This is a genomic window from Tenacibaculum skagerrakense (genome assembly GCF_004345825.1).
GTDB lineage: Bacteria > Bacteroidota > Bacteroidia > Flavobacteriales > Flavobacteriaceae > Polaribacter > Polaribacter skagerrakensis.
On the sequence record NZ_SLXM01000010.1, the window covers coordinates 82,005 to 102,632 of the forward strand.

At 31.5% G+C, this 20,628-nt stretch carries 17 protein-coding genes and 2 tRNA genes; 1 reads left to right on the top strand and 18 read right to left on the bottom strand.

Annotation, left to right across the window (positions count from 1 at the left end):
• Positions 1–26 precede the first annotated feature (26 nt).
• The 18 genes from ccsA to EV195_RS14795 form a co-directional block, all read right to left on the bottom strand.
• Positions 27–3,185 (bottom strand): cytochrome c biogenesis protein CcsA, encoded by a 3,159-nt coding sequence (gene ccsA / locus EV195_RS14710; protein WP_132795729.1) that lies wholly within the window; start codon positions 3,183–3,185, stop codon positions 27–29.
• Between the two features lie 110 nt (positions 3,186–3,295).
• Positions 3,296–4,174, bottom strand: a complete 879-nt coding sequence (locus EV195_RS14715) for a phosphatidylserine decarboxylase (protein ID WP_132795730.1) — start codon at positions 4,172–4,174, stop codon at positions 3,296–3,298.
• Between the two features lie 2 nt (positions 4,175–4,176).
• Positions 4,177–6,240, bottom strand: a complete 2,064-nt coding sequence (gene scpA / locus EV195_RS14720) for a methylmalonyl-CoA mutase (protein ID WP_132795731.1) — start codon at positions 6,238–6,240, stop codon at positions 4,177–4,179.
• Positions 6,233–6,895, bottom strand: coding sequence for a hypothetical protein (locus EV195_RS14725; RefSeq protein ID WP_132795732.1), 663 nt, complete (start codon positions 6,893–6,895; stop codon positions 6,233–6,235). Before EV195_RS14725 ends, scpA begins: the two co-directional genes overlap by 8 nt.
• A complete protein-coding gene (locus tag EV195_RS14730; RefSeq protein ID WP_132795733.1) occupies positions 6,888–8,234 on the bottom strand; it encodes a methylmalonyl-CoA mutase subunit beta in 1,347 nt (448 codons plus the stop codon). The genes EV195_RS14725 and EV195_RS14730 overlap by 8 nt, the downstream gene beginning before the upstream one ends.
• Positions 8,234–8,512: an FtsB family cell division protein gene (locus EV195_RS14735; RefSeq protein WP_317128234.1), complete on the bottom strand. Its 279-nt coding sequence runs from the start codon at positions 8,510–8,512 to the stop codon at positions 8,234–8,236. The genes EV195_RS14730 and EV195_RS14735 overlap by 1 nt, the downstream gene beginning before the upstream one ends.
• Before the next feature lie 40 nt (positions 8,513–8,552).
• On the bottom strand, positions 8,553–9,158 hold the full coding sequence (gene udk / locus EV195_RS14740; protein ID WP_132795776.1) for a uridine kinase: 606 nt from the start codon (positions 9,156–9,158) through the stop codon (positions 8,553–8,555).
• 88 nt (positions 9,159–9,246) lie between these two features.
• Positions 9,247–9,320, bottom strand: a tRNA-Thr gene (locus EV195_RS14745).
• A 77-nt stretch (positions 9,321–9,397) separates the two neighbouring features.
• Positions 9,398–10,228, bottom strand: a complete 831-nt coding sequence (locus EV195_RS14750) for a universal stress protein (protein ID WP_132795735.1) — start codon at positions 10,226–10,228, stop codon at positions 9,398–9,400.
• 132 nt (positions 10,229–10,360) lie between these two features.
• A complete protein-coding gene (locus tag EV195_RS14755; protein WP_132795736.1) occupies positions 10,361–11,659 on the bottom strand; it encodes a cryptochrome/photolyase family protein in 1,299 nt (432 codons plus the stop codon).
• Positions 11,646–12,119, bottom strand: coding sequence for an SRPBCC family protein (locus EV195_RS14760; protein ID WP_132795737.1), 474 nt, complete (start codon positions 12,117–12,119; stop codon positions 11,646–11,648). Before EV195_RS14760 ends, EV195_RS14755 begins: the two co-directional genes overlap by 14 nt.
• A gap of 1 nt (position 12,120) precedes the next feature.
• Positions 12,121–12,582, bottom strand: a complete 462-nt coding sequence (locus tag EV195_RS14765; protein WP_132795738.1) for a TspO/MBR family protein — start codon at positions 12,580–12,582, stop codon at positions 12,121–12,123.
• Positions 12,579–13,052: a glutathione peroxidase gene (locus EV195_RS14770; RefSeq protein WP_132795739.1), complete on the bottom strand. Its 474-nt coding sequence runs from the start codon at positions 13,050–13,052 to the stop codon at positions 12,579–12,581. Before EV195_RS14770 ends, EV195_RS14765 begins: the two co-directional genes overlap by 4 nt.
• 44 nt (positions 13,053–13,096) lie before the next feature.
• Complete coding sequence (locus EV195_RS14775) at positions 13,097–13,321, bottom strand: hypothetical protein (RefSeq protein ID WP_132795740.1); 225 nt, start codon at positions 13,319–13,321, stop codon at positions 13,097–13,099.
• A 392-nt stretch (positions 13,322–13,713) separates the two neighbouring features.
• Entirely contained in the window at positions 13,714–14,757 is a 1,044-nt protein-coding gene (locus tag EV195_RS14780; RefSeq protein ID WP_132795741.1) for a phytase, read from the bottom strand.
• A complete protein-coding gene (locus EV195_RS14785; RefSeq protein WP_132795742.1) occupies positions 14,738–17,605 on the bottom strand; it encodes a TonB-dependent receptor in 2,868 nt (955 codons plus the stop codon). Before EV195_RS14785 ends, EV195_RS14780 begins: the two co-directional genes overlap by 20 nt.
• A gap of 143 nt (positions 17,606–17,748) precedes the next feature.
• Complete coding sequence (locus EV195_RS14790; RefSeq protein WP_132795743.1) at positions 17,749–19,260, bottom strand: tetratricopeptide repeat protein; 1,512 nt, start codon at positions 19,258–19,260, stop codon at positions 17,749–17,751.
• A gap of 96 nt (positions 19,261–19,356) precedes the next feature.
• Positions 19,357–19,431 (bottom strand) — tRNA-Pro (locus EV195_RS14795).
• A 211-nt stretch (positions 19,432–19,642) separates the two neighbouring features.
• On the opposite strand from EV195_RS14795, the gene trxB reads away from it, so the two are divergent.
• Complete coding sequence (trxB, locus tag EV195_RS14800) at positions 19,643–20,590, top strand: thioredoxin-disulfide reductase (protein ID WP_132795744.1); 948 nt, start codon at positions 19,643–19,645, stop codon at positions 20,588–20,590.
• The last annotated feature ends 38 nt before the right edge of the window (positions 20,591–20,628 follow it).

Below are 20,628 nucleotides of genomic sequence, written 5' to 3' on the forward strand. Positions count from 1 at the left end.
AATGTACATTTTTAAACGTAACTAGTTTAGTTACGGTAAAACTTTTTGTTTTTGTACCAAGCAATTGCGCCGATTAAGACTACAAATGCAATTGAATAGTACACTGAATTAGGTGTTATTACTTTGTCTCCACTTGCATATGAATGGAGACCTGAAAGATAAAAGTTAACGCCAAAATAAGTCATCATAATTGAAGCATAAGCAATTACAGACCACAGATTAAAGGTGTATTTGCTTCTTAAACCTGGAATTAATCTCATATGTAATACAAAAGCATAAATCATTATTGATATTAAAGCCCACGTTTCTTTTGGATCCCAGCCCCAATAGCGTCCCCAGCTTTCATTGGCCCACATTCCTCCTAAAAAGTTACCAACGGTAAGCATTACCAATCCAACGGTTAAAGACATTTCATTTATGATGGTTAACTCTTTAATATTTGTTTCCATCTTCTTCTTATTCTTTTTATTAGTAAAAATAATTAAGAATAGAGCTACAATTCCAAGTACCATTCCTAGAGAAAACGGCCCATAACTAGCTACAATAATAGAAACATGTACTAATAACCACCAAGAATTTAAAACAGGTTGTAAGTTCGCAATTTCAGGATCTAACCAATTTCCTAAGGCAATCATTAAAATTACACAAGAAACAAAAGTTGCTGCACCTATTGTTAAAGAAGATTTTCGACCTAAGTATAATCCAAACAACATCGTAGCCCAAGCAACATAAATAATACTTTCATAAGCATTACTCCATGGTGCATTACCACTTATATACCATCTAGAAAGTAATCCTAAAGTATGGAACACAAACAGCATAATAATGATGCCAATTAATCCTTTAACAATATAATTCAAGAATTTTTTCTGAGAGAAAATACTTAAGATTACAAATGTGATTAAAAGGAAACCAAACAAGCCATAAAATAAAAACAGCTTCTTAAAGATGTTAATTTTATTGTATGCGATTTCCAAGTTGATTTTATCTTCCGAAGGCATTACCTCATCGCCATATTTTTTTTGGAATTTTTTAATTCCTTCTAATATTTGATTCGCTTCTGAATAATCTCCTGTTTTTTTTGCGTTTTGAAGTAATTGCATGTAAACAGGTAACGATTGTCTTACAAAAACAGAATCTGTAGCTCGAAATCCAGCAGTAGCTGTTTCAGGTTGAGATACCCACTTATTTTCTTCATTACTCGGTATTGGAAATATTTTTAAAATTCCACCACCGAGTGCTTGTGATAATAAATAAATTCTTCGTTCTATTTTAATTAAATCTTTTTCAAACTTATTTTGAATTTTCTTTTTCTGAGCCTCAGCTACTAATTCGCCAATTTTTGAATTTCCTCTAGCATCGTAAAAATCTAAAAAGCGAGCATGGGTTGCTTCTTCCTCTAATCCTAAAATAGTTCTAATTTCGGTATTTCCTTTTTCAAGGTATATGAAAGGAACTTGAAGCCAAAAAGTTGGGTTTTCAGTAATTGATAATAACACCTGACTAGGAGTCATACCGTTAAACTTATCTGTTTGAGCTACTTTTCTAACTAATTCAGATGCAAAAGTATGAGCTGGTTTCATTCTACCGCCAGCATCTTGAATAACTAAACGACTAAATTGTTCGGCATGAGTAATATCAACTAAGTTAGATTTTAAAATACTATCAATTTTTTCGTCACTTAATTTTCTTTGAAGTTGATTTGTGTGGTCATCATTATGTTGTGCATAGGCAAATACAGATAAAAAGAAAAATGGAATTGCTAATGCAGCTTTCTTTTTTCTAATTTTTCTCAATCCTTTTTTCAAATCGTCGAATCTAGTATGTTTAGCAAAAAGAGATGAAATTAAGCCTATATATAATAATGAATACCCAATGTAAGTTATAAAAGTTCCCCAAAAATCATGATTTACAGATAGGTGTGATTGCTCAATAGCTTCTCCTGCATTTTGGTAACTTGCTTGGAAAAATTTATATCCTTTGTGGTCTAAAATATGATTCATGAAAATTCTATAATCAAAGGTTTCCTCTTTATCAACAACTGTAACTTCACTTGCGTAGGAAGAAGCGCTTTCAGATCCTGGATATTTTTCTAATTGAAAATCATTTAACTTTATGCTAAACGGGGTTTGAAGTAATTTAGCACCGTACCAAGCTCTAAAGTTAAGGTTGTCAATACTGAATTCTTCTTTTCCCTTAGTATTGAATTGTCCTCCTGTAAATTCAATACGTTCCGTTTTACCATTTGTGGTAACATCAAAAACAACGATATCAAATTTTGTGTTATCCTTTTTTCCTCTGATTGTTTTTATCTCACCTTTTTGAGCAGGTTCAGGCACAACAAATTGAAATCCATTTAACGTATGTAATGTTCTGTATTGGAAAAAATGAACACTGTCTTGAACAATTTGACCTTGCTTTTGATCTGCCATTCGCAACCATTGTCCATTTTGTTTAGAAGTCATTTTTAAGCTTCCGTCTTCATAAAACAAATTGATTGTAGCATTTTTATTAGGAGCATCAAAGCCAACTAAAATATTATGAATATTTTGAATAGTTCCTCTTTTAATATAATGGTCGTGTCTACTACCACTTGAGCTTTCCACAAATAATAAATGCTCCACTCCATTATCATCTAGAACAAGCTTAGTTTCAGCCCAAGGAATGTAATCAACTAGTTTGAAATTAATCTCTTGCTTAGGTTTGTTTTTGTTTGGTTGAAATACAAATGAAAACTCATTAGAATTCTTTCCCCAAGTAGATAGAAGTAATTCTTCTTCGTAGGATTTTTGAGAAGTATTATTATCAATAATTACATTCAGATAATTTTTTTCAGATAGAAACACATTAGTTGTCTCACCTTCATCAATAATCATCATTCCTTCATAACCAATATATCTTGTTATTCCAGCACCAATTAAAATAAAAAGAAAGGCAATATGAAACATAAAAACCGTCCATTTTTCTTTTCGTAATAATCGATATCTGAAAATATTTCCAAAGAAGTTAATGACAAAGAATAGCATTATTAACTCAAACCACCAGGCATTATAAATTAATTTTTTTGCTGTTTGGGTACCGAAATCATTTTCTATAAAAGTTGCAATTCCCATAGCTGCAGCAAAAACAATAAATAAAACAGCCATTAAACGGGTTGAGTAAAGTATATTTAAGATTTTTTTCATTGTAAAAAACGCGTAGATAAAAACTTTGCAAATTTACGTAAAGTTAGAAGAATTCACTTGAGAAATGAATTGTTTTTTGGCGTTTAAATGAAGTTGCTTAAGAATGAAAATTAGACACCTATTTTCTCACCCATTTTAACGAAGGTTTCAATCTTGTTTTTTGTGTTGTCTAAAATATCTTGATCGATTTTTATTTTATCTTTATCTATAAGAAGGACAACAGTTGAGCCTCCAAAAGCAAAATAACCCATTTCGTCTCCTTTATTGATTTTTTGATCTGGAGAATAGGTTTCTATGATACTACCAACCATAGTTGCACCAACAGGAGCAATAAGAATATCTCCTTTGTCAGCCGTTTTTAAAATGCAGTATTCGCGCTTATTTTCACAAAAGACTTTCGTAAAATTACTTGCCAATGCATAAGGAGATACCGATAAGTAATTTCCTTTGATTTTAGTCATGCTAGTTGGTGTTCCTTCATATGGAAAATGATAACGATGATAATCGTTTGGAGCTAAACGCAAAATAAGCAAAGAAGCATTAGAGAAAGAAGTGGCTAGTTGTTCGTCTTTTAAAAATTCTTTTAGTGTAAATTTTCTTCCTTTTATAAAGAAATTATGTACATGAGATATATTTTCAAATGCCAATAACTTCCCATCACCTGGTGACACAAAATCATTACCAATTGGGCGTGCTTCTGGTTTTAACTTTCGATAAAAGAAATCATTAAAAGAAGTAAAATCGTTTATAGACTTTGCAGCTTCGTTAATATCAATATTTAAATCATCAACAAATTTTTGAATTTTAGAAACAGAAGAAGGTTTGTTCATTTGTTTACCGTACCATTCTGATAAAAACTTTCTTTTTACCATTGGTAAGAAAGCTAATTTTCCAAAAGGATTATTGTAAAGCATTTTTAAAAATACTTCTCCTGGTGGAGTTTCAACTTCTGTTTTTCCAGTTTGTCTATTGATGAATTTAATTTGCATAATTATTCTTCAGTACTATCAATTAAAATTTCTAACATGTCAATTGCAGCTTGAGCAATTTTTGTTCCAGGACCAAAAACTCCCACAGCTCCAGCATCAAATAAAAACTGATAATCTTGAGCAGGGATTACACCACCAACAATCACCATGATATCTTCACGACCATAACTTTTTAACTCTTTAATAACTTGAGGAACTAATGTCTTATGTCCAGCAGCTAATGATGAAATACCAATAATGTGTACATCGTTTTCAATTGCTTGTTTTGCTGCTTCTTTTGGAGTTTGGAACAAAGGACCAACATCAACATCAAAACCTAAATCGGCATAACCTGTTGCTACTACTTTTGCGCCGCGATCATGGCCGTCTTGACCTAGCTTTGCAATCATAATTCTTGGTCTTCGTCCTTCAAGTTCTGAGAACTGATCAGCAAGTTCACTCGCTTTTTTGAATAATGAATCGTCTTTTATTTCTTTACTATACACGCCAGATATGGTTTTATGAACAGCTTTATGTCTTCCAAAAATAGTTTCTAAAGCATCTGAGATTTCTCCTAAAGTAGCTCTGTTTCTTGCTGCATTTACCGCTAAAGCTAATAAATTTCCTTCACCTGTTTTAGCACATTCGGTTAAAGCTTCTAAAGATATTACAACTTTACTTGAATCTCTTTTTGCTTTTAAATCCTCAAGTCTTTCAATTTGAGATTTACGAACTGCTTCATTATCTACTTCTAAAATGTGTAAAGGATCTTCCTGTTCTAATTGGTATTTATTAACACCAACAATTATATCTTGTCCGCTATCAATTCTAGCTTGTTTAATTGCTGCGGCTTCTTCAATACGCATTTTTGGAATTCCTTTCTCAATGGCTTTTGTCATTCCCCCTAACTCTTCAGTTTCTTGAATTAATTCCCAAGCTTTATTAGCAATTTCTTCTGTTAATTGTTCTAGGTGATAACTACCAGCCCAAGGGTCTACAGTTTTGGTAATATAAGTTTCTTCTTGTAAGTATATTTGTGTGTTTCGCGCGATACGAGCAGAGAAATCGGTTGGTAAAGCAATGGCTTCATCTAATGCATTTGTGTGTAAACTTTGCGTTCCACCAAAAGCAGCAGCCATAGCTTCAATAGTAGTTCTGGCTACATTGTTAAACGGATCTTGTTCAGTTAAACTCCAACCACTAGTTTGGCAGTGAGTTCTTAAAGCTAATGATTTTGAATTTTTAGGATTGAATTGCTTTACAAGTTTTGCCCAAAGCATTCTTGCTGCACGCATTTTAGCAATTTCTCTAAAATGATCCATTCCGATTGCCCAGAAAAACGATAGGCGAGGAGCGAAGGTATCAATATCCATTCCGGCAGCTAAACCTGTTTTAATATATTCTAATCCATCTGCTAACGTATAAGCTAATTCAATTTCTGGTGTAGCTCCAGCTTCTTGCATATGATATCCAGAAATAGAAATGGAATTGAATTTTGGCATATTATTACTGGTGTATTCAAAAATATCAGCAATAATTTTCATAGAAGGAGTAGGTGGGTAAATATAGGTGTTACGCACCATGAACTCTTTTAAAATATCATTTTGGATTGTTCCTGATAATTGCTCTGGAGATACACCTTGTTCTTCTGCTGCAATAATATAGAAAGCTAGAATTGGAAGTACCGCTCCATTCATAGTCATAGAAACAGACATTCTATCCAAAGGAATCTGGTCGAAAAGTACTTTCATATCCTCAACCGAATCAATAGCTACTCCAGCTTTTCCAACATCGCCTTGAACGCGTTCATGATCTGAATCATACCCTCTATGAGTAGCTAAATCAAAAGCAACTGACAATCCTTTTTGACCAGCAGCTAAATTTCTTCTGTAAAAAGCATTACTTTCTTCGGCTGTAGAAAACCCAGCATATTGTCTAATTGTCCAAGGTCTTCTTACGTACATTGTAGAGTAAGGACCTCTTAAATTTGGCGCTAAACCAGCAACAAAATCTTCGTGTTTTAAACTTTGATTCGTTGTAGAAGCTTTCTTTTCTAGTTGTATGTTTGATATATCTTTTCTACTCATTTTCGACGTATGAATTTAAGCATGCATAGAATAATTCAAATGCAATAAAGGTTTTAGTAGCTTTGTTTTTATAATCTTCATTGGTAAGATTCACTAAAGCTGTAGCTATTAATCCTGAGTCACCATTTCCATGTAACTCTTTAAATGTTGTTATTAAGTCAGCAATATCATCATTACTATTGATGGAAATGTTTTTACCGTATTCATCATAATAATTGATGGTGAGTTCAGAATCTTTGCTTTCAAGATTTTTGTAGTATCTAGTTGTTGTACTATCTAATACTTCTTTTACTTGAGGTGAAAGTTCAGAATAACTTAAATATTTTGATTTTTGTTGTTTTTGTTTCTTTGTTATCCAGAGATAATTTTTTAATTCGATTTTTGATTTATTGAGTAGTTTTATAGTCTTAGGAGTAATTATTCTTTCTAAATTTTTAAAACCTTTTAAAGTTTTACTAGAATCTTCAACATATTTCTTAATAGCTAAGGAAGAATTTTCAGACTCAATAGAATAGTAGCTGCAAACAACATCTTCAAAATGAGATGTCATAATTTCAATTAAATCATTCCTGCTCTCATTTAGAAAAGTGTTTATTTGAGAGTATGTTGTTGTGCTAATTATAATTATAAAGAGTGTTGAAATATACTTACTCATTTTCTAATCGTTCTTGTTCAAGTTGCTCTGCTAATCTTTTAGCAATAATAGGTTGAATTAACGTTTTTTGTGAACGTTTTTTTACAAATGGAAACAACTCCAAGTCATTCTTCATTTTATCGTTGCTGTTCTGAATCTTATTAGTACCTAACAATGCTAATTCTCCGTTATCAAAAAGGTCTTGTTCTTTTTGTGCAGATTCAGATATTTTACGTTGAATAATTCCTTCTTTTAGTTGTTTAAGGAAACCACCACCTTCTTCTATTTGTTTAAAAATTTCTAATGCTTTCTCTGCTAATTGATCGGTTAAACTTTCTATATAATAACTTCCGTTAGCAAAATGTTGTGCATTTTCAAAACCACTTTCCTCTTTTAAAATCAATAACTGATTTCTAGAAATTCGTTCACCAAATTCATTTGACTTATGGAAGATTTCATCATAAGAAACATTAGAAATTGTATTAGCACCTCCTAAAATTGCACTCATACATTCAGAAGTGGTTCTTAACATATTAGTGTTGTAATCGTATAAGGTTTTGTTTCTTAAGGATGGTTGCGCAAAAATATGTGTTTTACTTTCTTGGAATCCATACTCCTTTAAAAGAGCGCTCCATAGAAGTCTAAAAGCTCTTAGTTTAGCAATCTCAAAGAAATAGTTGGTTCCGACCGAAAAATTAAAATGGATTTTATTAGCAACTTTTTCTCCAAAATGATTTAAATATTCGTTAGCATGACTTAAAGCGTATGCAAGTTGTTGGCTACAATTTGCTCCTGCATTTTGGTAAATTCCACAATTCACCGCAATACTGTTGTTTAAATCAATAATAGCTTCTAAATCTTTATGATCGGTATTAAGGTTTTTAAACCAGTTACCAGTTTTAGCAAGATTTCCAATGATGTCAATGTTTAAAAAGCAATTTATAGAGTTAATATGATTGCTTAGTTTCTTTGTAAAATCAACATCTAAAAAATTCAGTTTAAAATAAATTTTTATTGATGATGCATCAATGTTTTGCGTAGCTTTTTTGAAATTGAAATCTTTGTTTGCGATAAACTCAATTGCGTTTGCACCTCTGTTTATTGCGTCGATAGCTAATTTGTTAGCTACAATTTCATTATCGATAAAAATAGATTGACAAATACTAAATCCTGAATTGGGAAGCTGAACAGTTTGATGAGGTCGGTCTTCTTTGGTGTAAAAAGGCTTAACAGTTATTCCTTCATTTGTATGCCATAAAAGAGTCTCGTTATAATCCAGTCCTTTTAAATCGGCCTGAATTTTTTGTTTCCAGGCTTTTTCTGAAATACCTTCAAATTCATCAAATAAATATGTTCCCATTATTTTTCTATAGTATCAAATTCAATTATGTATATATCTTCATCTTTCTTTTTCATTAAGTATTTTTCTCTTGCAAATCGTTCTAGTTCAAGAGAGTCTTGAAGATTTTTTATGGTTTGTTTGTCTTCTGCAATCTTTTTTTTATGGTATTCTATCCAAGTGTTTAGCTCTTTTATTTCTTTGTTGAATTCTTTGTGCATTAAGTATGAATTTTCATCGAAGAAAAGCATCCACACTACAAAAATAGTTAGAATGATAACATAGATGTTTGTTATCACTTTTACTACAGGTTTGTTTTGTATAGACTTTAAATTCATCCTATAAACGTTCACTAATTACTGTTCTAACAATATCAATAGCTACAGTATTGTATCGATCATTTGGAATAATAATGTCTGCAAAATTTTTAGTTGGTTCAATAAACTCTTGATGCATCGGTTTTAAGGTGTCTTGGTATCTGCTAAGCACTTCATTAATGTCTCTACCTCTTTCTGAAATATCCCTTTTAACTCTTCGGATTAATCGTTCATCAGCATCAGCATGAACAAAGACTTTAATATCACACAAATCACGTAATTCCTTATTGTTAAAGATAAGAATTCCTTCAACAATAATAACTTTTCTAGGATGCGTTTTTATTGTGTCTTTAGTTCTATTGTGAGTTACAAAAGAATAGACAGGTTGTTCAATTATTTCGGCTCTTTTTAATTTGTTTAGATGATCGACAAGTAATTCGAAATCTATAGCACGAGGATGATCAAAATTAATTTTTGATCGTTGATCGTAAGTAAGATTATTAGTAGCGTTATAATAAGAATCTTGTGAAATTACGCACACTTCATCTGGTGGTAATTCATTTATAATTTGATTTACTACGGTAGTTTTTCCACTTCCAGTTCCACCTGCGATACCTATAATAAAGATGTTTTTCATTGTTGTAGTTTGTATGAGCAAATTTAGAAAAAATAGAGCATAAAAAAAGACATCATTTCTGATGTCTTTAATTGTTTTGAGCCGATAGAGGGACTCGAACCCACGACCTGCTGATTACAAATCAGCTGCTCTAGCCAGCTGAGCTATATCGGCTGTTGCTTTTTAAAGCGTGGCAAATATAAAACGTTTTTTGATTGTGGCAAATATTTTTTTATTTTTTTTCTGAGTCATTAAGATTCTATCTTAAAAGACAGCACTGGTAGTGGAGAATGATTAGCTACATCTTCAGTAATACTACCATCAAAAAAGTGTGCCAACCCTTTTCTTCCGTGGGTTGCCATGGCTATAATATCAGCGTTGTGACTCTTTGCAAAATTGATGATTCCCGATTCAATTGTATAATCAGAAATGTACTGTACGTCTTTAATATGATCGGCGCTTGTTCCAGCTTTGCTAAAGAAACCTTTAACAATTTCTCTCATTTCTGAAGAGCTTTTAAAAGATTTAGTAGGTGTATTTACATAAATCATTTTCATTTTACAATTAATAGACTTTGCAAACTTTCTTGCTTTTTTATAAACTTCAATAGAGTCATCTGAAAAATCACATGCAAAAACAGCATTTTCAAAAGTTTCCATAGGTTTATCTTTAACAACTAAAACAGGGATGTCTGAGTTTCTGATTACTTTTTGCGCATTAGAACCAATAAAAAATTCTTTTAAACCTGTAGCTCCTTGAGAACCCATAAAAACTAAATCAATATTTTCTTCATTACATAATTCATTAATCTCGCTGAATATTTTATAATGTTTAAAAATTGGAGTAATTTTTAAATCTCTTAAATATTCTTTATCAAGAAATTCATTCAACTTTTTTTCCATTAGCTTTAAATAAAATACTGTTTCCTTTGTGGTTACTGTATTTGTAGCCATTGCGTTGGATAGTTCAAGCATGTGTAAAACAACAAGTTCAAAGTCAAATTTTCTAGCAAAATTGGCAGCAGTAATAAGCGCATTTTCAGATTGGTTGGAAAAATCTATAGGTACTAAAACTTTTTTCATGATGTTGAATTTAGAATGTTACACTACATTAATTTACGAAAAATTATGTGATCTTCAACAAACTTACCTTTAAACTAATGAAAAGCTGTAGTTAAAATAAACGTTTTTAAAGATGAATATGTTTAAGAACTTCTAATTTAGAGCTTCCTTATACGTTTTTAAACAACGTTCACGAGCAAATTTGTGATCTACTATTGGAGTAGGATAGGTGAGTTCTTGAAATTCTGGCACCCATTTTTTTATATAGGAGAAACTATTGTCAAATTTTTTAATTTGAGTTGTAGGATTAAAGATTCTGAAATAAGGGGCGGCATCCACGCCGCAACCTGCTACCCACTGCCAATTACCAACATTACTTGCTAATTCAAAATCTAATAATTTTTCTGCAAAATAGGCTTCTCCCCAACGCCAATCAATCAATAAATGCTTACATAAAAAGCTACCTACTAACATTCGGACTCTATTATGCATAAAGCCTGTATTATTAAGTTCTCTCATTCCGGCATCTACAAGAGGATAACCAGTGTTTCCATTGCACCACTTTTCAAATTCTTCCTTATTATTTCTCCATTGTATTGTATCATAATCAGGTTTAAAAGTCTTTGTAACCGTATGAGGGAAATGCCATAGTATTTGCATAAAAAATTCCCTCCATATCAATTCTTTTAAAAATGTATTGTTTTCGCTTTTTTGTGCTTCGAGAACTGCTTCTCTAACAGAAACGGTTCCAAATCTTAAATGTACTCCTAGTTTTGAAGTGGCTTTTTCTGCAGGGAAATTTCTCTTTTCTTCGTAATTATCAATTAGTGTTGATGAAATATCATAGGTAGGAATATGAATATCTGAAGGTTTAAAGCCTATTTCTTCGAGAGAAAGAAATTTCTCTTCTGTTTTACGAATGCAATTTTTAATTAACTTTTCAGAAGGAAACGGAGCTGCATATTCCTTTTTAAAAGCAGTTAACCACTTTTTTGAATAAGGTGTATACACTTTATAGGGGTCTCCATCATCTTTTGTGATTTCATCTTTTTCAAAGATTACATGATCTTTATAAGTCTTAAAGTTAATTTTTTTAGAGGCTAAGAAGTTGCTAACTTCTTCGTCTCTTTGTAAAGCGTAAGGTTCGTAATCTCTGTTTGTGAAAACAGTATTAATGGTAAATTTATCTGCTAAACTTTTAAAAATTTCTTGAGGCTTTCCTTTAAAAACAGTTAAACCTGAATTGATCTCTGATAAACTTGAGTTTAAAGATTCTAGTTGTTCGTGTATAAAGTTAACTCGTGCATCGTTTTCGGGAAGTTTTTCTAAAATATTTGTATCAAAAATAAAAATGGGTAATACCTTTAAGTTACTACTAAGAGCATTATATAGTCCACTATTATCGTTAAGTCTTAAATCTCGTCTAAACCAAAAAATATTAATTACCTCCATTGTACTCTCCAAATAACTCAATTAGCTTTTTTTGTCGGTATTCAAAAATTTCTTTCAATTTAGGTTCTACCAAAATAGGATGCATTAATTGGCCTAGTATTCCCATAGGAAGTTTGTAATCTATTATATCCTCCATTTCTATTCCGCCTTCAATTGGATTGATAAAATGTTTGTGATGCCAAAGTGCATAAGGACCAAAACGTTGTTCATCAACAAAGTACTTCTTATCAACTACATGGGTGATTTCTGTAACCCATTTAGTTTTTATGCCTAAAACTGGTGTTACTATATATTGAATAATCTGACCAGGAAACATTTCTTTATCTGCTCCAGAAAGAATGTGAAACCCCATGTAATCTGGTGTGATGGTTTTTAAATTTTTTGGGCTAGATAAAAACTCCCATGCTTCATCTACCGTAATTGGTAGATTTTGTTTTTTGTGAAGGCGGTAGACTTTCATTTTAATTATGAATTAATATGTACAAGTTTAATGAAGTAGCTATACATAGCCATATAATGTAGGGTAAAAGTAATAACCTTACTTTCTTTAAATCTTTACTGAGATTGACAAAGAAAAACAATAAGGTTACTATTAAAAGGATTAATACTAATACTCCTAAGCTAACCCATTTTTGATTAAAGAAAATATAGTTCCAACTTACATTTAGTATCAACTGAAGTAAAAAGGTTAGTTGTACTTTTTTAGTGTTTGCTTCTGAGAATAGAAACCCCAAATAAATAGAAAAGCAAATCATTATCAAAGTCCAAGCAGCTCCAAAAACCCATCCAGGAGGTGTCCATGGAGCCTTGTTAAGAGATTGATACCAAACATCAGTTGGTCCTTCACCCATTAAAAAACTACCAACATACAAGGCGCTAAAATTGATGAAGAGAAATAATAGTGTAAATTTTACTTTATTCATGAGGTTAAGTATTTAGTTATTTTTTTACTATTAGGTTTGGTTAAAGAATACCAATAATCAACTAAATTACCATGTTCATCAACTAAGTACTTTTGAAAATTCCATTTAACAGAAGAACTTTTCTTACCGTTTAATTTCTTGTCTGTTAAAAAGGTATACAGTGGATGTTTTTCACTTCCTTTTACATTAATCTTTTCAGTTATTGGAAATGTTACTCCGTAATTAATAGAACAAAACTCTTGAATTTCATCAGGGTTTCCAGGTTCTTGTCCGCCAAACTGATTACAGGGAACACCTATTACCACTAATGAATTTTTATAGTTTTCTTGTAATTTCTGGAGTTCTTCGTATTGAGGAGTGAATCCGCATTTTGAAGCTACATTTACGAACAACAATTTCTTTCCCTCAAAGTTTGAAAGCGTAAGCTCTTCGCCTTGTAGGTTATTGATTTTTATTTGGTAGATTGACATAATTTGTGTCCCCGTAAGAATATAGGGTTTTGTTAAATTAACATTTATGCAGTTAAAGGAACTCCCTTTAACCTTTTTTCGATTCGTTGTTTGATAACGGTTAGTCTTTTCATTATTTCCATAAGATTAGCATCTTTACTTTTCTTATATTCTTCATTTATTTCTAAGATTAAAGCCTTAACTTCTCTTGATGCTATAATTCTATCGCTTGTAGTAATAAACTTAAATTTTCTGTTTTCAAATTCTGTTGCTTTCTGTACTAATGTCATAACTATTAAAATTTTAAAGTTATTCCCTGCTTTTGCTTGGGGTATTTAATTGGGAAATTAGACGTAGAATAAGTAATTTACTTTCATTAAATACAATCTAATCTGTAATTGTGGACCACCAAATGTATGTATAACTTTACTTTTTACAGGTATATAGTTAATTGTTTTATACAATGAAACGATATATTTTTCTTATATGCTTTGTTTTTGTTTATTTAAAATTATAAATCGTTAAACAAATGTATGAAAAACCTTTTTATTTCAAACTCATACAAAAAATAAATTTTAGTATAAAATAAAAAAGGAAACAGTTTTTTGGGAAAGATTTTATCAAAAAAAAAAGCCTTTTCTGCGGAGAAAAAGGCTTTTTAGTAAAACTTAGGGATTTGTTATTATTGATTTAAAAGCTTGTTGAAATCATAAAAAAAGAAATTTTTGTCATCATTCATAGCCACAAATAGTCCGCCAGAGAATTTCGAGTTTAATGAAATTGTGGTAACATCGCATCCATCAGTTTCAAGAGTACTGAGATTTACAGCTTTTATGAATTTATTAGTTTCTCTATCGAAAATATTGAATGCGCCTCTTTGTTGATCAGAAACAATTATATAGCCTGATCTTTCTCCAGTTTTTGCGATGGCAATTCCTTCAATGTCGGATTTAAATTTATCTTGTGCAAAACATGAAACTTCTTCGTTCCCTTTTTGCGGTTCAGCATAGTATTTTCTAATACAATGTTGTTCATCAGAATAATAAATAAAGCCAAGTTCATTGTCTACAGCAATCGCTTCAATTTCTTTTTTACCACTAAAATTCCCGAACTTTCTCACAAGTTTTGAAGTAATTCCAGTAGAATCAGGAGCTAACTCGTATTGGTATAAATAATTTGATTTTGGTCCTTCTTTTCGGCTTACAATGGCGTACGTTTTGTTTGAGATAGGTGATTTGTACAAAGCGATTCCCATCGGATACTTGAAGTTTTCTTTAGATTCATCTTCAAACACTTTGAAGCCTCCATTATCAAGCGCGTTCATTTCTGGAACAGAAAATAATCTGATTTGTTGATTTTCACGTTCTGTAAAACCAATTACATCAACTTTTGTAGAATCATTTAATTGAAAATCATAAGAAAGATCAACGTTATTAGGTCTTTTAATACCTTTTATTGTTTTATCCTGAATTATTTTTCCTTCTAAATCGAAAGCGTAAATAGCACCGTTGGTATCTTTATCTGTGCCGAAAACAATACTTTTTGAAGGGTCTTTTTTGTTTACCCAAATAGCTGGATCATCAGAGTCGTTTGCTGTTTTTTCACTTATGATGTCTGGGCTTATTTTTTTGAGACCGCTGTGTTCTCCACAGGAATTTAATGTTACAATTCCTGAGAAGAATACAATACTATATAATTTTGAAATTTTATTTTTTGAATAAGTCATATTTTAATCCTAGAGTTAAGCGTCTTCCGTAATATTCTACTTGCATTGTTCTTTCTTTTGCGCCTTGATAAAAGCGTAAAGGTTGATCGGTGATGTTGGTAAAATCAGCATATAAGCGAAGATTGTTCGTGATAGCATAACCAACATTAAAATCTAAAAAGAATTGCTTGTCATAAAATCTATCTTCAAATTCACTTCCTCCAAATTCATCTATATAAGCATCAGAGAAGTTTGCTGAAATACGGGCAGTTAATTTTCCATCATCATAACCTAAAGAACCGTTAAACATGTTTGGTGCTGTATTAGGTAATTCTAAGTTATTACTTCTATCGTTTACACCATTGGCTTCTGAGGTTAAGAATGTGTAGTTTGCATAAACATTAAAATTTCTAGCAAAACCAGGTAAGAAATTTAACTTCTTTTGAAAAGCAAATTCAGCACCTAAAACAGTTGCATCATCTCCATTTTCTGGTCTAAAAACAGTAAAACCTTGAGTGTTTGAACCTAAGCTATTATCTGTAGCTTGTGAGAAAGAAACATATGAGAAATCTTTAATGTCTTTATAAAAAACACCAACAGAAATTAATCCGATATCGTCGAAATAGTATTCTGCAGATAAGTCTAAATTCATTGATTTAGCTGGGTCTAAATCAGGATTTCCTAACTCAATAGCATCATCCTCTCTCAGAATATTTCTAAATGGAACTAACTCAACATAATTAGGTCTTGCAATTGTATTCGTATAGGCAAAGCGAATAATTGTTTTTGGATTAATACTATATTTTAAGTGAACGCTTGGTAAAATGTTGGTATAAGAACCTTTGTCAGTTACAGGAACAAAACTTTCAAAATCTCCATCACTATCATAGTTTACAATGTTTCCAGTTGCAACGGTTCTGGTGCTCTCAATTCTAACACCAGCCAAAACTGTAAACTGATCGGTTACTTTTTGTTCAGTCATTATATAACCAGCGTAAACATCTTCTTTAGCAAGAAAATTTTCTCCTAAATATTCATCAAAAACAGGATCCCCATTCGATAAATTTAAATCTCCTAACCATTCTTCAGAAGCAAATCTACCTGCTTCATATCTACTTCCTGCTAAGAAATTACCTTTTGTGTAATCTTTTGTAATAGCATCATTTAAAGTTGGAAATGCACTTTCTAAATCAAATTCAAAGAAGTTGTTATCTCTTTCTTTAGTTTTTAAACGAGTTCTTAATCCAAATTTTAATATTCCGTCTTTAGAGTTGAACATTTGTAAAGGAAGTTGAAGATTTGCAAAGAAATTATAATCTTCTTCTTGAGTGTATTGATTTTCTTCTGTGATTTCGTCGAATTCAAAGTTGCTTAAATCATTTGCGAATGCGGCATCTACTGGAGTGTAAAAAGGAAATCTAGGATTCGAGTTTCTGTTGTTAATTATATATTCGCTTTGGAAGCTTGCATATCTTTCGTTTGAACGTTGTTCAGATGCTCTCGCATAAGAAGCTAGCCAATCAACTTTTAAGTTATTGAATAAATGATCTCCACCCAACGTATAATTTTGCATACGTTGATCTTCTAAACGACGACTTTTATTTCTGCTGTTGTTAATTCCTCCTTTTGTTTCTCTTGAAACTTCTACAGGAAATCGAGTTAAATTGTTATTTGCATCAATAACGAAATCACCAAGGCTAATGTCTTCACCATCTAAAATTTCCTGTTTTAATCTTAAACGGTTTTCTCTATCATCTCGCCAGTTGTACATCGATTTAATGTAAATTGTATTGTTATTATCTAATTGGAAATCGAAATTACCAGCAATACTTCTTCTTACACGTTGTACTAAGTATGTTCTTTGTTGAAATTCTTTTGAATAAGGGTTTACATCTACTTCTTGAAGAATATCATCTCCACTTGTATCTTGAACTCCGGTGTTGTATTCAAATTCATTATCCCATTCAGCTTCAATATTGTGAGATTCAAAATCGGTGTCGTTAATAGAAGCAGAAAGCATCCAACCAACTTTTTTGTCTTCAGTTCTGTCTCCTACTAAAAAAGAACCATTAAGGATTCTTCTGTTATTAATCAAAGTCATACCAGAACCAGCTGTGGCAGAAAGTCTGAAACTTTGTGGAGCTGTTCTTGTTACTAAATTTACAGATCCACCTAAAGCGTCTGCATCCATGTCGGGGGTAACTGCTTTATTAACTTCAATTGTTTGGATCATATCAGATGGAATTAAATCCATTTGAATATTTCGGTTATCACCTTCAGCAGAAGGAATTCTACTTCCATTTAAAGTAACAGAATTTAATTGTGGTGATAAACCACGAACAATAATGTTTCTTGCTTCTCCTTGGTCAACTTGCATTGTAATTCCAGGAACTCTTTTTACGGCATCACCAATATTCGCATCCGGGAATTTACCGATCTGGTCTGTTGAAATTACGTTTGTAATATTGGTATTCGATTTTTGTTTGTTAATGGCTTTTGCTTCGCCTCCAATAGCTGTTGAAATTGTAATTTCATCTAACAAAGTAGTGTTTGGTTTTAGAATGATTTTTACAATCGCAGTGCTATTTTCAATCACTATAACTTCCTTTTGAATTTTTTCATATCCGATAAAAGTTACATTAATTATGTGTTTACCAACTTTTACATCGAGTAAAGTGAATTTTCCATCAAAATCAGTGTTTGTTCCTTTGAAAGTTTGGTCAAGAAGGACTGTTGCTCCGGGAAGATAAATTCCGTTTTCATCTGTAATAATTCCGCTAATTGTACCAGTTTGTGCTGCTACTTTTGAATTGAAAAGTATACCAATAAGCGTTACAAAAAGCAATTTTAAAAAGCTTGATTGTTTCATTAGTTTTAGTTTTGTTTTTTGAGCAAAGCTATATGATTACTGTTGTCTCGAGTGGTTTTAGATGGCAACAAACTGTAAAAACAATAGAAACAAATAGGCAACATTTAACTTAAATTTACATAGAGGAAATGTTCAGTAAATATTTACAGATGTATCATGAAATTTACTAAGTCTTCTTTTGGAGAAATGGGTAATTTTTTTCGTAATCGATAACGAGCAATACGAACACTATCTGGAGTAACATTTAAAATTTCAGCAATTTCTTTCGATGTTAAATTCAGTCTTAAAAGCATTGCTAACTTAATTTCTGAAGAAGATAATTTTTCTGTAGAAATTTGTGTTAGTTGTTTGCTAAAGTCCGGATGTATTTCTTTGAAGAGATTGTTAAAATCAATCCATTGATCATCATGTTTGAGTTTAAAGTCAATGTCTTTGGATATATTTTTTAATTTACTCTTATAATCGATGTTATTTCGAATTGAGATCTTTTTTAAATCCGAAGAAATATCGGTTAAGATTTTATTTTTTTGAGATAAATGCAAGCTGTATTTCGTAAGAGAAGCTGTTTTCAATTGTATGTCATTTTGTAATGTTTTTTCTAAAGCTTGTTTTTTTTCTAGTTCAGCTTTCAAAATACGTTGCTTATACTTTTGTATTTTTTGCTGAGTTTTTATTCTTTTTTGGTAAATGTATCCAAGAATAGCAGATATTAATATGATACACAATACAACTACAATCAGTAATTTTTGATTTACAAGATTTACTTTGTTCTGTTCTTTGAGTAATTTTATTTCAGCTTCTTTTCGATGTGAATCATAAATAGTTTGTAGAATATTTAATTGACGAGCATTTTGGTTATTTAAAACAATCTCTTTGTATTCGTTCGATTTTAAGCGATACTCATATGCTTTTTTATAATCTTCAATGATTGAATATGTTTTAGCTAAATCTTTATATGCACTTTCTATAAGTTTAGGTTGATTTATCTTTCTAGCAAGATCTAAAGATTTATGAGAGTAGAATAGAGCACTATCAGTTTGATTTTGCTTTCTGAAAATATCCCCGAGATTATTAAGAATGTCTGCTTCGGAATAATTATTTTTTCCTTTTAAGAGTTGATAAGCCGACTGAAAATAGGTATGAGCGTTTGAAAACTGGTTTAAATCTTCATAGATACTCCCAATATTTAATTTTACGTGCGCTGTTCCATTATTATCTTTAATTTTTAAAAATATTTCTAAACTCTTTTTTTGAAGTTTTAAGGCTTCTAAATAATTGCCTTCTTTTTCTTCTACACTTCCTAGAAGTGCAAGTGTAATTGCTTTTCCTCGAAGAAATTTAATTTGAATGGATAGCTCGAGAGCTTCGGAGTAGAGTTTCTTTGAAGTGGTATAGTTTTTCATTGAAAAATATACATTTCCAATTTCATTTTTAATGAGTACAGCTAATGTGTCTAATCTTGTGGTTAGTTCTAATGCTAAATTTAAGTTTTCAATTGCCTTGGTATGAATTCCATTTTCGGAGAAGTTTTTTCCTTGTAAGTAATAAAAATGACTTGATTTTGGGTTAGAGTCATTAAAATCATTTGATTTTATGATATCTTCATGTACGTTAATGATTGTAATACCTAGTAAAAAACCTATAATTTTCAGCATAATCAACAAAAATTGAAAATGATTGAAAAGTTGAAGTTAAATGAAGGTTATGATAATAATAAGAAAAAAGCCTCGCAAATATTGCAAGGCTTTTAGTCGGGGTGGCAGGATTCGAACCTGCGACCTCCTGCTCCCAAAGCAGGCGCGATGACCGGGCTACGCTACACCCCGAAAAAGTGTATTGTTGTAGTGTAGTTTATTTCGAGCGAAGTCGAGAAGCTACACCCCGAATTTTCGGATTGCAAATATAAATGTTTTTTTACAATATTAACCTCTTTTTTGAAATTATTTTTGATTATCTAGCAATTGATAAAAGATATTTGTAAAACCTATTAGTTTTTAAAAAAAAATTACATTTGTAGTTCTATTTAAATAATACCCAATGTCAAATACTGTTGAAAGAATTAAATGTTTAATAATTGGATCTGGACCAGCTGGTTATACCGCAGCGATATATGCAGCTAGGGCAGACATGAAACCTGTAATGTATACAGGAATGCAAATGGGAGGGCAATTAACAACTACTACCGAAGTTGATAATTTTCCTGGATATCCAAATGGAACGGATGGAACTGCGATGATGGAAGATTTAAAAAATCAAGCTGAGCGTTTTGGAACTGATGTTCGTTTTGGAATGATTACGAAGGTTGATTTTTCTACTGAAGTAGGAGGGATTCATAAAGTAGTAGTAGATGAAGCAACTGAAATAGAAGCTAATACAATTATTATTTCTACGGGAGCTACTGCAAAATATTTAGGATTAGAAAGTGAACAACGTTTAATTGGTGGTGGAGTTTCTGCTTGTGCTACTTGTGACGGTTTTTTCTATAAAGGTCAAGATGTAGTTGTAGTTGGAGCTGGTGATACTGCTGCTGAAGAAGCTACTTATTTAGCAAATATCTGTAGTAAAGTTACTATGTTGGTACGTAAAGATCATATGAGAGCTTCGAAGGCAATGCAACATAGAGTAAACAAAACTCAAAATATTGAGGTGTTATTTAATACTGAAATTGACGAGGTTTTAGGAGATAATGTTGTTGAAGGAGTAAGAGCAGTTAATAATCAGACTGGTGATAAGCATGATATCGCTGTAACTGGTGTGTTTATTGCAATTGGTCATACACCAAATACTCAACTTTTTAAAGGAGTTTTAGATATGGACGATACAGGTTATTTAATAACTAAAGGAAAGTCTACTAAAACAAACGTTCCTGGAGTTTTTGCGGCTGGAGATGTTCAAGATAAAGAATATCGTCAGGCAGTAACTGCAGCAGGTACAGGTTGTATGGCGGCATTAGATGCTGAACGTTATTTAGGAGCTTTAGAATAATAGATTCTTACGATCATAAAAACAAAAAAAGAGGCACT